Origin of the sequence: Massilia sp. ST3 (genome assembly GCF_018119405.1) — a bacterium.
GTDB lineage: Bacteria > Pseudomonadota > Gammaproteobacteria > Burkholderiales > Burkholderiaceae_D > Telluria.
The window spans coordinates 128,735-143,535 of sequence record NZ_JAGPWC010000002.1 but is presented as its reverse complement, the minus strand read 5'-3'; the positions used below and the strand labels follow the sequence as shown (position 1 = coordinate 143,535).

Sequence of the window (14,801 nt, the reverse complement as noted above, 5' to 3'; positions counted from 1 at the left end):
GTACCAGCCGCGCCAGGTGCGGTCGCCGGCGCAGCAGCGATGGCCACGGGCGCATTCACCTTCCAGCCCTGCCCGGCCGCGCGCGAGCGCCAGCGGGCGCTGACGGCGTCCATCGAGGCCGCCAGCGCTTCCTTGTCCTTGGCCGCCTTGGCATCGGCCTCGGCCTTCTTGGCCGCCGCTGCCTGCGCCTGGGCCGGCGTCGGCGGCGGCAAGGCCGCCCGCGCGCCCTGGGCCAGCAGCAGTCCTGCCAGCAGCGCCACTCTGTTCACTGTGTACGCCTTCATTATTTGCCCTCCACCTTGCCCGGCGCCGCCGGTCCCTGCGGCGCCACATTGCTGGCCGGTGCCGTCGGCTGGTTCGCGGGCGCCGCCGGCTTGCCCATGTCGCCCGGCGGCAGCGTGGCGCCCGCCTGTCCGGCGCCGGACGGCGGCGTCACGCCATGGGAAGGGCCCTGTCCGCTTTCCTGCACCGTGCCGGCCGTGGCCGCGCCGCCCGTGGTGCCGCCCGAGCCGCCGGCGATGCCCGGCGTGCCGCCCGCATAGCTGCCGTCAACCGTCGGCGGCTTGTTCTTTTCGAGGATCTCGCCGCTGGTGCCGCCCCCGGCCGTCACCTGGCCCGGGAACTTGGTCTGCTCGATACCGGCCGCTGCGCCGCGCGGACGGTCGCAGCCCGCCGCCAGCAACAGGGCCAGTGCCCCTCCAATGAGAATCGTGATCTTCATGGGCGGCCTCAATGCGCTGGACCCGGCCGCGCGGGGCCTGGGCGGACCGGCGGTTCATCGCCGGGCGTGTAGGGACCGGGCGCGTTGCCCGGCGCGTTGCCGGACTTGAGCTGCTCGTGCCAGATTCCATGGTGCATCCGGGCCCACTCCTCGTCCACGGTGCCGTGGCGCATGGCCTCGTAGGCGCCTGGCGTACCCAGGGTGCCGATGTAGATGTGGCCCATGGCGGCGGCGATGTAGAGCGCCGCCCCGCCGATGTGCAGGTAGTTCGCCACCTGCAGCACCCAGCGGGTCTGGCCGAAGGTGACGAAGTCGAGCACCAAACCGGTGATCGACATGAGCAGGCCCAGCAGGGTCACGCCCAGCCAGAACCAGGCCTTCTCGCCGGCATTGAAGAAGCCGGCCGGCACATGCTTGTGCGACACCATGCCGCCGCCCTGCTTGACCCATTGCCAGTCTTCGCGGCGGAAGAAATTGCGGTGCACGAAAGCGAAGAACATCAGGATGCTGCACAGGATGAACAGCGGGCCGACGAAGTTGTGCAGGTACTTGGACACGATCGCCACCCAGGAAAACAGGGTGTGGCCCATCCAGGGCAGCATGATCTTCTTGCCGAACATGATGATGATGCCGGTGATCGCCAGGGCGATGAAGCTGAAGGCCGTGGCCCAGTGCACCTGGCGCTCCCAGCGGGTGAAGCGCTGGACCGTGCGTCCCGAGCGCGGCGCCTCCGGCATCGGCCCGACGGTCTTGTAGAACACGAAGATCAGGAGCGGCACCACCAGCAGGATGATGCCGGCGATGGTGGCCAGCGGGCCGTTGCGCAGGTGGCGCCAGGTGTTGCCGCCGCGCTGGACGATGACGTTGGCCTCGGTCGCGCCGTACTGGCCCAGGAAGTGGCGGTCCATGTGCACCCGCCCCGAGGAGGCCTGGGCCATGCCGGGCTCGGGCACGCGCGAATCGCCCTCGATCTGGAGCATGGTCTGCTCCTCGGCGTAGGCGGGCTCGGCCCGCTCGTTGGGCACCCCGGCCCAGCTGGCCGGCAGCGTCAAGGCGGCCACCAGGAGCAGCATGGCGCGCAGCAGCATCAGGTTCGCTCGCATGGATCGCTCCTCGTCAGGGGTTGGCCCGGTTGTATTCGTTCTGCTTGCTGTTGCGGTTCTCGATCGTCGCCCACCAGGCCAGGCGGTCGTTGTGGAAGCGCGTCTGGTAGGGGCGCGGGTCTTCCTTGCCGGCGTATTCGCCCTTGAGCCAGGCGGGATGCTGGTCGACCTCGAGGCAGCCGGCCAGCAGCAGCGGCAGCGCCGCGATGCAGATGATCTTGAATCGCTTCATGTCGGGAACCTCCCTCCGCCATTCTGGAAATCGCCGGCTTTCTGGTTCTCGCGCGGCAGGTCGCCCTTGGCCTTGACCTCGCCGCCGCGCTTGGGCCGGCCGTAGGCGATCTTCCAGCCCCACAGTTCGGGACCGTAGCCGCGCGTCTCGACGCGCTGGCGGTAGATGTCGGCGATGATGTTGGCCTCGCCGCCCAGCAGGGCCTTGGTGCCGCACATCTCGGCGCATGCCGGCAGCTTGCCCTCGGCGATGCGGTTGCGGCCGTACTTCTTGAATTCCGCTTCCGAGGTGTCCGGTTCCGGGCCGCCGGCACAGAAGGTGCACTTGTCCATCTTGCCGCGGTGGTTGAACATCCCGGTCTCGGGGAACTGCGGCGCGCCGAAGGGACAGGCGTAGTAGCAGTAGCCGCAGCCGATGCACTGGTCCTTGCTGTGCAGGACGATGCCGTCCTCGGTGTGGTAGATGCAGTTGGTCGGGCATACCGCCAGGCAGGGAGCGTCGGTGCAATGCATGCAGGCGACCGAGACCGAACGCTCGCCCGGCACGCCGTCGTTGATGGTCACCACGCGCCGGCGGTTGATGCCCCAGGGCGTCTCGTGCTCGTTCTTGCAGGCGGTCACGCAGCCGTTGCAGTCGATGCAGCGCTCCGTGTCGCAAATGAACTTCATCCTCGCAGCCATGCCAGTCTCCTCTGCTCTGTCGGTCGCTCGCTATCCTAGGCCCGCACCACGCGGCACAGCGACACTTTGGTTTCCTGCATCATCGTCACGGCGTCGTAGCCATAGGTCCAGCCCGTGTTGCAGGCTTCGCCGCGCACGGTCGGGGCCGCGCCCTCGGGGTAGTGCCGTTCGAGGTCGTCGCCCATCCACCAGCCGCCGAAGTGGAAGGGCATCCACACCAGGCCCACCGGGACCCGCTCGGTCACCATCGCCATCATCTTCAGGCGCGCGCCGGTCGGGGTCTCGACCCAGACGTATTCGCCGACCCGGGCCCCGATCTGGTGGGCGTCGCGCGGGTTGATCTCGACGAACATGTTCTGCTGGAGCTCGGCCAGCCATGGGTTGGACCGGGTCTCGTCGCCCCCGCCCTCGTATTCGACCAGGCGGCCCGAGGTCATGATCAGCGGAAAGTCCTTCGAGAAGTCGACCGCCTGCACCGATTTATAGAGCGTCGGCAGGCGCCAGAAGGCGGCCTTGTCGTCGTAGGTCGGGTACCTGGCGACCAGGTCGCGGCGCGGCGAGGCCAGCGGCTCGCGGTGGACCGGTACCGGGTCGGGGAAGTTCCACACATTGGCGCGGGCGCGCGCATTGCCCCAGGGCGCGCAGCCGTGGGCGATGACGACGCGGATGATGCCGCCCGAATTGTCGGTCTTCCAGTTCTTGCCCTCGGCCATGGCTTGCTCGGCGGGCGTGAGCTCGTTCCACCAGCCCAGCTTTTTCAGGAACACGTGGTCGAATTCCGGATAGCCGGTGTCGAGCTGGCTGTCCTTGTTGGTCGAACCGTCGGCCGCCAGCAGGCTTTCGCCGTTGTGTTCCACGCCCCAGTTGGCGCGGAAGGGCATGCCGCCCTCGGCCACCGGCTTGCTGATGTCGTACAGGATGGGGGTGCCCGGGTGCTTCATTTCCGGCGTGCCCCAGCAGGGCCATGGCAGGCCGTAGTAGTCGCCCTTGCAGGGACCGGAATCGGCCCGCATCGTGGTGGGGTTGAAGGTGTGCTTGTTCTCCATGTGCAGCTTGAGGCGCTCCGGCGAGCAGCCGGTGTAGCCGATGGTCCAGCAGGAGCGGTTGATCTCGCGCAGGATGTCCTCGACCACGGGCTCGTTGTGCACCACCTTGATGTTCTTGCACAGCTGCTCGGCGAAGCCCAGCTTGCGGGCGAACAGGTACATGATCTCGTGGTCGGTCTTGCACTCGAACAGGGGCATGATGACCCGCTCGCGCCACTGGATCGAGCGGTTCGAGGCGGTGACCGAGCCCTGGGTCTCGAACTGCGAGGCCGCCGGCAGCAGGTAGACACCGTCGGTGCGGCCGTGCATGGCCGCCGTCATGCTCGGGTAGGGGTCGATCACGACCAGCATGTCGAGCTTCTGCATCGCCGCCTTCATGTCCGGCAGGCGGGTCTGGCTGTTGGGCGCGTGGCCCCAGTAGAACACGGCGCGCAGGTTGCTCGGCTGGTCGATGAACTTGTTTTGCTCGTTGACCGCGTCGAACCAGCGCGACACCGTGATGCCGGGCTTTTCCATCAGCTCCTTGGAGGCGAAGCGCGACAGGATCCAGTTGTAGTCGACGCCCCAGACGTTCGCGAAGTGCTTCCAGGAACCCTCGGCCAGGCCGTAGTAGCCCGGCAGCGACTCGCCGTTGGGGCCGACGTCGGTGGCGCCCTGCACGTTGTCGTGGCCGCGGTAGATGTTGGCGCCGCCGCCCGGCACGCCGATGTTGCCCAGCGCCAGCTGCAGGATGCATAGGGCGCGCACGTTGGCGGTGCCGATGTGGTGCTGGGTAATGCCCATGCACCAGACCACCGAGGACGGCCGGTTGGTGGCCAGCATCTCGGCCGCCATGCGCACCGCCGACTCGGGCACGCCGGTCACGTCCGAGACCTTGTCCGGCGTCCATTTGGCGACTTCCTTGCGCACGTCCTCCATGCCGTAGGTGCGCTGGTTGATGTAGTTCTTGTCCTCCCAGCCGTTCTGGAAGATATGCCACAGCATGCCCCAGACCAGCGGGATGTCGGTGCCGGGACGCACCCGCACGTAATGGTGGGCGAAGCGCGCGGTGCGGGTGAAGCGCGGGTCGATCACGATCATCTTCGCGCCCAGCTCCTTGGCGTGCAGGAAGTGCAGCATCGAGATCGGGTGGGCTTCGGCCGGGTTGGAACCGATGAAGAGCACCGCCTTGCTGTGGTGCAAATCATTGAAGGAATTGGTCATCGCCCCGTAGCCGAAGGTCTGGGCCACGCCCGCGACCGTGGTCGAGTGGCAGATGCGCGCCTGGTGGTCGCAGTTGTTCGAGCCCCACATGGAGACCCACTTGCGCAGCAGGTAGGCCTGTTCGTTGTTGTGCTTCGAGCTGCCGATCACCATCAGGGCGTCGGGACCGGCGTGCTGGCGCAGCTGCAGGAGCTTGTCGCCGATCTCGTTGATCGCCTGGTCCCAGGAGATGCGCTGGTACTTGCCGCCCACCAGCTTCATCGGGTAGCGCAGGCGGTGCTCGCCGAAGGCGTGCTCACGCACCGAGGCGCCCTTGGCGCAGTGGGCGCCCATGTTGATGGGCGAATCGAAGGCCGCTTCCTGGCGCACCCAGACGCCGTTGGCGACCACCGCGTCGACCGAGCAGCCGACCGAGCAGTGGCTGCAGACCGTGCGCTTGATCTCGGTCGGCACCGGGGCGTTGGGCACCGGATCGGCCGCCTCCGCCGCTTCGATCACGTTCAGCGGCAGGTGGCGGGCAAAGGCGCCGGCGCCGGCCGCGACACCCGCGCCCACCAGGAAGCGCCGGCGCTTCAGGGCGCTATCGCGCGTCGTCTTTACGAGGGACATGTGCTTGCTCCTCCTGTATCGCTAACAATAGCGCTCACCAATAGGCGGCGGTCTGGTAGTAACGGCGGATGTGCTCGGTTTCATGGTAGCCGCGTGCGGCCTGGGGCGCGGCGCCTGCGGCCGGGGCCTTGGCCGCTTGCGCCTGGGCGGTACCGGTCACGACGGCCAGGGCGCCCAGGGGCGCCGCCTTCAGGAAGCTGCGCCGGGTGGGGTCGGGCCCATGTGGAACAGGCGCCTGGCCGGAAGATGGGGTCGCGGGCAGCGCCGCGCCGCTCGGTTCGAGTGCGTCAGTCATGGGTCTCCTCCCCTACCACGAATGCCTCGGCTTCGATCGCGAGGAAGACTCCCGCCAGCTTCGCGATCAGCCGGTAGTAGTTGGCCCCCTCGGCGGCCGAGATGTCGGCCACGGCGCGCGCATACCAGGGCGCGAGGTGGGCCTCGAAAAAGCTTTTCTGTTCCGCCAGTGTGCGGCGCGGGATGCCCGGCGCCCCCGCGACCAGCAGGCGCATGGTCTCGCACAGGGCGCCCAGGTGGTCCTCGAACTCGCCCACGCCGCGCACCCGCGCCAGCCCAAGGCGGGCCAGGTCGGCGCGCAGGGCGGCCAGCGGGGCGTCGTTGATGTAGCCGGACAGGTAGCGCGAGCCGTAGGGATTGACCGGCGGCGTGCCGATGCTGATGAAGAGCTGGGCGAATTCGTCAGCCACCGCCTGCGGGTCCATCACGCCCGATGCCAGCGTCAATTGCTCCCAGGCTTGCTCCAAGGCCAGCTCGCCGCCCTGGGCCAGGATCGGGTCGGCATTCGCGAGCGCATCCAGCAGCTCGGCGTCCGGCGGGGCCAGGAGCAGGCGCGACAGCAAGGCGTACAGGTCGGCGCGCGCCTGGTCTTCACCACTCAGGGGAGGCGCCAGCACTGCGCCGGCCGGTCGGTCGAGAGTGGGCGCGCTGGGCGTGGACACTGTGCAGCTCTCCTGTTGGCAAAGGTTCACGAGAAGTGTATTCCTCCCTAGCTGGAGAGCGCGCACGCTTGGCTCGTCAGCGCATGCCGGCCGCCCGCATGACCAGGCGCAGCGCGTAGGCCACCAGCGCCAGGGTGGCCACGCCGCCCAGCCAGAGGGCCGCCATCCAGGCCAGGCGGCGCAGCCATTCACGCGGACTCGGCCGGTTCCGAAGCTTGGGCGTGTCCATCAGTGGTAGCCCGCGTCGGCCTTGACCTTGCCCCGGAACACCCAGTACGACCAGGCCGTATACATCAGGATGATGGGCAGGATGAACAAGGTGCCCACCAGGGCGAAGCCCTGGCTGCTGGGCGGCGAGGCCGCTTCCCAGATCGAGATGCTTGGCGGAACGATGTGCGGCCAGATGCTGATCGCCATGCCGCTGTAACCCAGGAAGATCAGGGCCAGGGCCATCACGAAAGGCAGCCGGAAGGGCTCCTTGCCGCGCCCGCGTCCCAGGGAACGCAGCAGCAGGAGGATGCAGGCCGCCACCAGGATCGGCACCGGGGCCAGGAACACGATGTTGGGGAAGGTGAACCAGCGGTCGGCCACGGCCGGGTCGCGCAGCGGGGTCCAGATGCTGACCACCACGATGGCGCCCAGCAGCATCAGGGCGAAGGGGCGCGCCACCTGCACCATGCGCGCGTGCAGCTCGCCTTCGGTCTTCATGATCAGCCAGGTGGCTCCCAGCAGGGTATAGGCGATCATCACGCCCAGGCCGGCCAGCAGGGGGAAAGGCGCGATCCAGTCGAGTGGCCCGCCGGCGTAGCTGCGGCCCGAGACCGCGATGCCGTCCAGGAAGGCCCCGAGCGAGACACCCTGGAAGAAACTGGCCACGACCGAGCCGCCGATGAAGGCCTTGTCCCACAGGTGGCGCTCGTGCTCCTTGGCCTTGAAGCGGAACTCGAAGGCCACGCCGCGGAACACCAGGCCGATCAGCATGAAGATCAGGGGCAGGTAGAGGCCGGACAGGATGATCGAATAGGCCACCGGGAAGGCCGCCAGCAGCCCTTCCCCGCCCAGCACCAGCCAGGTCTCGTTGCCGTCCCAGACCGGGGCCACCGTGTTCATCATGGTGTCGCGGTCGCGCTTTTTCGGCGTGAAGGGAAACAGCAGGCCGATGCCCAGGTCGAAGCCGTCCAGCAGCACGTACATGAAGACCGCGAAGAAGATGATGACGGCCCAGATGATGGAAGTATCGATGCCCATGGCTTCAGCTCCGCTCCGGACCGGGGTCCGCGCTGTCATTCGTATTGTCGTCGGCATCGTCATCATTGCGCACGTCGGCCGCCGACATCGGCCGCATCGGGGTGCGCTCCTCGCCCGGCCCGCCCTCGGGCGGGCGCGCCAGCTCGAAGTGCTGCGGCCCCTTGCGGATCATGCGCAGCACGTAGCCGGTGCCGACCCCGAACACGAACAGGTAGGCCACCACGAACAGCGCCAGGGTCAGGCCCAGGGACGCCGCGCCGTGGGGCGAGACCGCGTCCGCCGTGCGCAGCACCCCGTACACCACCCAGGGCTGGCGCCCCACCTCGGTGGTCACCCAGCCGGCCAGGATCGCCACCAGGCCGGCCGGCCCCATCCACAGGGCGAAGCGCAGGAACAGCCGGTTGGCGAACAGGCGCCCGCCGCGCCGCAGGAACAGGCTCCAGGCCCCGAGCGCGATCATCAGGAGGCCCAGGCCGACCATCAGGCGGAAGCTCCAGAATACGATCAAGGAGTTGGGCCGGTCCTGGCGCGGGAAGTCCTTCAGGGCCGGGACCTGGCCGTCCAGGGTGTGGGTCAGGATGAGGCTGCCCAGGTAAGGGATGCCGACCGCGTACCTGGTGCGCTCCTCTTCCATGTCGGGAATCCCGAACAGGAGCAGCGGCACCGCCTCGCCCGGATGGTTCTGCCAGTGCCCTTCCATCGCCGCCAGCTTGGCCGGCTGGTGCTCGAGCGTGTTCAGCCCGTGGAAGTCGCCGACCACGGCCTGGACCGGCGCCACCAGCAGCAGCATCCACATCGCCATCGACATCATCTTGCGCACCGCCGGGTTGTCGCGCCCGCGCAGCAGGTGCCAGGCGGCGGAGGCGCCCACCAGCAGCGCCGTGGTGAGGTAGGCGGCGATCACCATGTGCACCAGGCGGAAGGGAAAGGAAGGATTGAAGACGATCGCCAGCCAGTCGGCCGGCACCATGCGCCCGTTCTCGATGGCATAGCCTTGCGGCGTCTGCATCCAGCTGTTGGCGGCCAGGATCCAGGTGGACGAGATCAGGGTGCCGATGGCCACCATGCAGGTGGCGACGAAATGCAGGGCCGGGCCGACGCGGTTCCAGCCGAACAGCATCACGCCCAGGAAACCGGCCTCCAGGAAGAAGGCGGTCAGCACTTCGTAGGACAGGATCGGCCCCATGATGCTGCCCGCGAACTCCGACAGGTAGCTCCAGTTGGTGCCGATCTGGTAGGCCATGACGATGCCCGAGACCACGCCCATGCCGAAGGTGACGGCGAAGATCTTGAGCCAGAAGTGGTACAGGTCGACGAAGACCTGGCGCCCGGTGCGCAGCCAGCACAGTTCGAGTACGGCCAGGTAGCTGGCCATGCCGATTGTGATGGCGGGAAATAAAATGTGGAAGGACATCGTGAAGGCGAACTGGATCCGAGCCAGATCCAGGGCGGATAGACCGAACATGGGCGTTCCTTCGCATTGCCGGAAGTGCTGCGAATCTAGCATGCGCGGTGGGGGCGCACGCTTGGGGTGTCATTTTTATACGCCTTCGTGATCGGCAGGCGAACTTGGGTTCGGGCGAAGGCCGGGACCCAAGTTGACTTTCAACCATAGGACGATTTGTCGCGCCGCTAGCCCGGGAAGCCCGTCTATAATTCAGCTAACGCGTATTACCGGACCCTCCCATGACCCAGCCCGTGCCGTTCATCACCGACCCCAGCAAGCAGCCCGTCAGCATCCAGGCCCTCAAAGCCAGCTGCTCCGCCTGCAGCATGCACCAGCTGTGCCTGCCGATGGGCCTGGAAGACGCCGACATCAACCGCCTCGACCAGATCATCGGCCGCCGCCGGCGCCTGGAAAAGGACGAGCGGCTCTACCAGATGGGAGAGCCCTTCCGCAACCTGTACGCGGTGCGCTTCGGCCACTTCAAGACCTACCAGGTGAACGCAGCCGGCGAAGCCCAGATCACCGGCTTCCAGATGGCCGGCGAGCTGCTGGGCATGGACGCGATCAGCGGCAACCACCACTGCGACGCCGTGGCGCTGGAAGACAGCGAGGTCTGCGAGATCCCCTTCACGCGCCTGGAAGAGCTGTTCGGCGAGGTGCCGGCCCTGCTGCGCCACTTCCACCGCATCATGAGCCAGGAAATCACGCGCGAGCAGAACGTCATGCTACTGCTGGGCAATATGCGCGCCGAGCAGCGCTTCGCGGTCTTCCTGGTCAACCTGTCGGCCCGCTACGCGGCGCGCGGCTATTCGCCCAACAGCTTCCAGCTGCGCATGTCGCGCGAGGACATTGGCAACTACCTGGGCCTGACCATCGAGAGCGTCAGCCGGCTGCTGTCGCGCTTCAAGAAACAGGGCTGGATCCAGGTCGACAAGCGCGAAGTCACCCTGCTCGATCCGGCCAAGCTGAAGGCGCTCGCGGCCGGCACCGACGTCTGCAGTCCGATGGCTTGAGTCCATGGCGGCGCCGCTTCCGCTCGACCTGCACCTGCGCAGCTACGGCCTGGTGCGCGAGGCGGACCGCCACGACTACGCCCAGATCGTGCTGCCCGTCGCGGGCGAAGTCGAGCTCGACATCGAAGGCCGCGGCCGCAAGCTCGACCTGCTGCACGCCGCTGTGGTCGCGCCCGGCGCCTGGCATTCGCAGGCCGGGGCGGCCGGCAACCAGTCCTTCATCCTCGATCTCGATCCCGGACTGCTGCGGCAGGGTCCCTGGGAGCGCCTGCTGGACCGTCCCTTCACGCCGATCGGCGCGGCCGCGCGCAAGCTGGTCGAGTTCATGAGCCTGGCGTCGGCCGGCGCCAAGGCGCCTCCTCAGCTGGTGCAGGGCTGGGCCCCGCTGCTGCTCGACTCCCTGGCCCAGGCCGCCTTCCAGCCGGCCTCCAGGCTGGCTGCGCTCATGGCGCGCATCGAGCTTCAGCCCGGCCTGCCCTGGACCCTGGACACGATGGCGCGCGCCGCCTCCCTCAGCCCCAGCCGCCTGCACGCCCTGTTCCGCGGCGAGACCGGGATGAGCCCCCACGAATGGCTGCTGCGCCGCCGGCTGGAGGCCGTCTGCACCCTGCTGGCCTCGACCGCGCGGCCGATCGCCGACATCGCCCTCGCGACCGGCTTCTCGGACCAGAGCGTGCTGACCCGCGCCATGCGCAAGGCCATGGACACCACGCCCGCCGCCTACCGCAGGGCCGCACGCGAGGATTCGCACAAGACGCAGTAAACGGCGCCAAGACGCGGCCAGGACACGCAGCCAGAATCTCCGCTCACAGGAGATTCTCATGATCACGCCACACACTTCACAGACCTCGCTCGGCATCGGCGCCGGCATCCTCGCCGGCGCCCTCTGGGGCTTGGTCTTCCTCGCCCCCGAACTCACCGCCGGCTTTCTGCCCCTGCAGCTGTCGGCCGGGCGCTACCTGGCCTACGGCCTGGTGGCGGCGGCCCTGATCGCACCGGTCTGGCGGCGCCTGCTGCGGACCTTCTCCTGGAAGGAATGGCGCGCCCTGCTCTGGCTGTCCTTCAGCGGCAACATCGTCTACTACGTATTCCTGGCCACCGCCGTGCAGGAAGGCGGCGTGGCCATGCCCTCGCTGGTGATCGGCCTGCTGCCGATCGCCGTCACCCTGGTCGGCAGCCGCGACCGGCACGCGCTGCCGCTGCGCCGCCTGCTGCCTTCGCTGGCGCTGAGCGCGGCGGGACTGGCCTGCATCAGCTGGCAATCGGTCTCCCGCGCCGGCCTCGATTCGCTGCCTGGGCTGGGCTGCGCGGTGGGTGCGCTGGTGTCATGGACCCTCTACGCGGTGAACAACAGCCGCTGGCTGGGGCGGCTGCAAGGCGTGTCGGGCCACGAGTGGAACCTGGCGATGGGGGTCGTGACCGGGGTGGAAGCCATGCTGCTGGCGGTGCCCGCGTTCGCGGGGGCGGACACGGGCCACAGCGGCGCGCAATGGCTGCACTTCGCGGGCGTGGTCGCCAGCGTGGCGATCCTGTGCTCGATCCTGGGCAACGCGCTGTGGAACGTGGCGAGCCGCGCCCTGCCCTTGACCCTCATGGGGCAGATGATCGTGTTCGAGACCTTGTTCGCGTCGCTGTACGGCTTCCTGTGGGAGGAAAGGTGGCCGACCGGGCTGGAATGGGCGGCCATGGTGCTGCTGGTGGGCGGGGTGGTCGCGTGTGCAAAGGCGCATGCGCGTAGTGCCGTCCCGTGTCCCTAGAACGTCATCCCCGCGAAGGCGGGGACCCGAGTTTGCACGATCGGCCGCGCAAAAGAAGTCGACCACGACTTAACGAACTTGGATTCCCGCCTTCGCGCGTACGACGGTAGAGGGCGACGCATCTTTTCCCTGAGTGGCATCATGGCCGAGTAATCTCAACGGGGAGCAAGAAGGTGTGGTGGACACGAAGCTGGATGACGGTACAGCAGGAGTTCTCGGACTTGGGCAACGCGGAGGACATCACCCGCATCGTGGTGCGCCTGCTGGTGGCGCTGGTGCTGGGCGGGCTGCTTGGCTATGAGCGTGAATCGGTGGGCGCCTCGGCGGGCCTGCGCACCCACATGCTGGTCTCGCTCGGCGCCGCCCTGTTCGTGCTGATCCCGCTGCAGGCGGGGATGGGCATCCAGGACCTGTCGCGGGTCCTGCAGGGCATCGTGGCCGGCATCGGCTTCCTGGGCGCCGGCGCCATCCTCAAGCAGACCGACAAGGACGACATCAAGGGCCTGACCACGGCGGCCAGCGTCTGGCTGACCGCCGCCATCGGCATCGCGGCCGGCATGGGGCGCGAGGCGACGGCGGTGCTCAGCACCCTGTTCGCCCTCGTCGTGCTGGCGATCCTGCGCAGCACGACGAAGCCGAAGGAAGATTAAGCGACGGCCTTGTCGCGCGCGGCCGCCTTGTCGGCCAGCACGCGCTGCTCCCAGTAATGGGCGCCCTCGATGCCCAGCGCCTTCGGATCGAACTGCGGATCCTTGCCGGCCTTCTTCTGGGCTTCGTAATCGCGCAGGCACTTGAAGGCCGTCTTTTGCAGCAGCAGGATGGCGACGATGTTCAGCCAGGCCATCAGGCCCACGCCCATGTCGCCCAGGCCCCAGGCCGCTTCCGCCGTCTTCACCGAGCCATAGTAGGTCGATCCGATGATGAACAGCTTGAGCACCAGGGTCATCCACGGACGGTTCACGGTGCGGTTGATGTAGGCGATGTTGGTCTCGGCGATGTAGTAATAGGCGACGATGGTGGTGAAGGCGAAGAACAGCAGCGCCACCGCCACGAACAGCGCGCCGAAGCCCGGCATGACGTTTTCCAGCGCGGTCTGGACGTAGCCCGGTCCGGACGCGACGCCCTGCACGCCGGTGAACATCGGGGTGCCGTCAGGCGCCTCGACATTGTACTGGCCGGTGATCAGGAGCATGAAGGCGGTCGCCGAGCACACGAACAGGGTGTCGATGTAGACCGAGAAGCCCTGCACCAGGCCCTGCTTGGCCGGGTGGCTTACCTCGGCCGCCGAGGAGGCGTGCGGACCGGTGCCCTGGCCTGCCTCGTTCGAGTACACGCCGCGCTTGACGCCCCACATGACCGCCAGGCCGAGGATGGCGCCGAAGGCGGCGTCCGCGCCGAAGGCATTCACGAAGATCAGCTTGAGGACACCAGGCAGCGCGCCGATGTTCATCGCCACGATCACCACCGCCACCAGGATGTAGCCCAGCGCCATGAAAGGCACCACGACCTCGGCGAAGTTGGCGATGCGCTTGACGCCGCCGAAGATGATGAAGGCCAGCACCAGGCACAGCCCTGCGCCGGTGATGGCCGGATCGATACCGGTTGCCGTTTTCAGGCTCTCGGCGATCGAGTTCGCCTGCACGCCCGGCAGCAGCAGGCCGGTGGCGATGATGGTGGCGAACGCGAAGATCAGCGCATACCACTTCATGCCCAGGCCCTTCTCGATATAGAAGGCCGGGCCGCCGCGGTATTCCTTGCCGAGCTGCTCCTTGTAAACCTGGCCCAGGGTCGATTCCACGAAGGCCGAGCTGGCCCCGAGGAAGGCCACCGCCCACATCCAGAACACGGCGCCGGGGCCGCCGAAGGTGATCGCGGTGGCGACGCCCGCGATATTGCCGGTGCCGACACGGCCGGCCAGGGTCATGGACAAGGCCTGGAACGAGGACACGCCCTGCTCCGAACTCTTGCCCTCGAACATTAAGCGAACCATCTCCCTTGCATGACGGACTTGCAGGAAGCGGGTACGGATGGAAAAGTACAGGCCGGTGCCCAGGCACAGCGCGATCAGCGCCGGGCTCCAGATGACGCCATTGATGGCGGTGACCAACTCATTCAAAGACATGTTTTCCCTAGCAGGCTAAGGCACGGGTGTGCCGGTGTGAACGATGCGGGCGGCGCTGTAACACCCCCTCGGTTAGCGATTACTGAGCGATTACCTAGCGGTAAATCCATGAACAGCATAGCAACATCCGTCCCCGATTGCTACAGGCGTGCGCCAGCGCACGGAACGCGGCCGTATCGAGACGTAATATCTTGTCAAAACACCACATATTAATGAATTGCCCATTCTTTAAGGAGAGCACCATGAACAAAATGACCTTGGCAGGCATCATGATGGCAGTGACCGTTCTGGCAACCGGTTGCAAGAAGGACGTGGACGGCGACGGCAAGGGTCCGGCGCAGGAAGCGGGCGCGGCGATCGACAACGCTGGCCAGACCGTGGCGAACGAAACCAAGGAAGCCACCGCTGAAACCGCCGCCGCCGCCGAGCGCGCCGGCGACCGCGTGGAAGCCGCGACCGAACGCGCAGGCGAGCGGATTGAAGCCGCCGGCGCCGAAGTGAAACAGGAAAGCAAGGAAGCCGCGGCCGAAGTCGGCGCCGCTGCCGACCGTGCCCAGGACGCTACCGGCCGCGCCGTGGAGCGTGCTGGCGAGAAGATGCAAGACGGCAAATAATCGCCCGAAGGCAGATTCCACGAATGGCGGACCGCATGCGGTCCGCCATT

At 67.5% G+C, this 14,801-nt stretch carries 16 protein-coding genes and 1 pseudogene; 5 read left to right on the top strand and 12 right to left on the bottom strand.

What is annotated here, in order from left to right; genetic code table 11:
- From KBW98_RS01480 to KBW98_RS01430, 11 genes and pseudogenes are all read right to left on the bottom strand, one after another.
- A pseudogene (locus KBW98_RS01480) lies at positions 1–284 on the bottom strand (hypothetical protein); the annotation flags it as partial.
- Positions 284–721: a hypothetical protein gene (locus tag KBW98_RS01475; RefSeq protein ID WP_211518307.1), complete on the bottom strand. Its 438-nt coding sequence runs from the start codon at positions 719–721 to the stop codon at positions 284–286. The pseudogene KBW98_RS01480 and the gene KBW98_RS01475, both read right to left, overlap by 1 nt.
- Before the next feature lie 8 nt (positions 722–729).
- Entirely contained in the window at positions 730–1,824 is a 1,095-nt protein-coding gene (locus KBW98_RS01470; RefSeq protein WP_211518306.1) for a formate dehydrogenase subunit gamma, read from the bottom strand.
- 13 nt (positions 1,825–1,837) lie between these two features.
- Entirely contained in the window at positions 1,838–2,056 is a 219-nt protein-coding gene (locus KBW98_RS01465; RefSeq protein ID WP_211518305.1) for a hypothetical protein, read from the bottom strand.
- Complete coding sequence (gene fdh3B, locus KBW98_RS01460) at positions 2,053–2,736, bottom strand: formate dehydrogenase FDH3 subunit beta (RefSeq protein WP_211518304.1); 684 nt, start codon at positions 2,734–2,736, stop codon at positions 2,053–2,055. Before fdh3B ends, KBW98_RS01465 begins: the two co-directional genes overlap by 4 nt.
- Positions 2,737–2,771: 35 nt before the next feature.
- Positions 2,772–5,594 carry a formate dehydrogenase subunit alpha gene (locus KBW98_RS01455; RefSeq protein ID WP_211518303.1) on the bottom strand — a complete coding sequence of 941 codons (2,823 nt, stop codon included), beginning with the start codon at positions 5,592–5,594 and terminating at the stop codon, positions 2,772–2,774.
- Positions 5,595–5,628: 34 nt separating this feature from the next.
- Positions 5,629–5,889, bottom strand: coding sequence for a formate dehydrogenase (locus KBW98_RS01450; RefSeq protein ID WP_211518302.1), 261 nt, complete (start codon positions 5,887–5,889; stop codon positions 5,629–5,631).
- Complete coding sequence (locus KBW98_RS01445; protein WP_373888883.1) at positions 5,882–6,550, bottom strand: molecular chaperone; 669 nt, start codon at positions 6,548–6,550, stop codon at positions 5,882–5,884. Before KBW98_RS01445 ends, KBW98_RS01450 begins: the two co-directional genes overlap by 8 nt.
- 76 nt (positions 6,551–6,626) lie before the next feature.
- A complete protein-coding gene (locus KBW98_RS01440) occupies positions 6,627–6,779 on the bottom strand; it encodes a DUF2474 domain-containing protein (RefSeq protein WP_211518301.1) in 153 nt (50 codons plus the stop codon).
- Entirely contained in the window at positions 6,779–7,798 is a 1,020-nt protein-coding gene (gene cydB, locus KBW98_RS01435) for a cytochrome d ubiquinol oxidase subunit II (protein ID WP_211518300.1), read from the bottom strand. The genes KBW98_RS01440 and cydB overlap by 1 nt, the downstream gene beginning before the upstream one ends.
- Positions 7,799–7,802: 4 nt before the next feature.
- Positions 7,803–9,263, bottom strand: a complete 1,461-nt coding sequence (locus KBW98_RS01430) for a cytochrome ubiquinol oxidase subunit I (protein WP_211518299.1) — start codon at positions 9,261–9,263, stop codon at positions 7,803–7,805.
- 221 nt (positions 9,264–9,484) lie between these two features.
- Between KBW98_RS01430 and fnr the strand changes: the two genes are divergently transcribed.
- From fnr to KBW98_RS01410, 4 genes are all read left to right on the top strand, one after another.
- Positions 9,485–10,258: a fumarate/nitrate reduction transcriptional regulator Fnr gene (gene fnr / locus KBW98_RS01425; protein WP_211518298.1), complete on the top strand. Its 774-nt coding sequence runs from the start codon at positions 9,485–9,487 to the stop codon at positions 10,256–10,258.
- Between the two features lie 4 nt (positions 10,259–10,262).
- Positions 10,263–11,021, top strand: a complete 759-nt coding sequence (locus KBW98_RS01420) for an AraC family transcriptional regulator (RefSeq protein WP_211518297.1) — start codon at positions 10,263–10,265, stop codon at positions 11,019–11,021.
- A gap of 58 nt (positions 11,022–11,079) precedes the next feature.
- Positions 11,080–12,015 (top strand): DMT family transporter, encoded by a 936-nt coding sequence (locus KBW98_RS01415; RefSeq protein WP_211518296.1) that lies wholly within the window; start codon positions 11,080–11,082, stop codon positions 12,013–12,015.
- Positions 12,016–12,209: 194 nt separating this feature from the next.
- Positions 12,210–12,665: an MgtC/SapB family protein gene (locus KBW98_RS01410; protein WP_211518295.1), complete on the top strand. Its 456-nt coding sequence runs from the start codon at positions 12,210–12,212 to the stop codon at positions 12,663–12,665.
- On the opposite strand, the gene KBW98_RS01405 is transcribed toward KBW98_RS01410, so the two are convergent.
- Positions 12,662–14,137 carry a sodium:alanine symporter family protein gene (locus KBW98_RS01405; RefSeq protein ID WP_229428908.1) on the bottom strand — a complete coding sequence of 492 codons (1,476 nt, stop codon included), beginning with the start codon at positions 14,135–14,137 and terminating at the stop codon, positions 12,662–12,664. The genes KBW98_RS01410 and KBW98_RS01405 overlap by 4 nt on opposite strands.
- A gap of 242 nt (positions 14,138–14,379) precedes the next feature.
- Between KBW98_RS01405 and KBW98_RS01400 the strand changes: the two genes are divergently transcribed.
- Entirely contained in the window at positions 14,380–14,751 is a 372-nt protein-coding gene (locus KBW98_RS01400; protein ID WP_229428907.1) for a hypothetical protein, read from the top strand.
- The last annotated feature ends 50 nt before the right edge of the window (positions 14,752–14,801 follow it).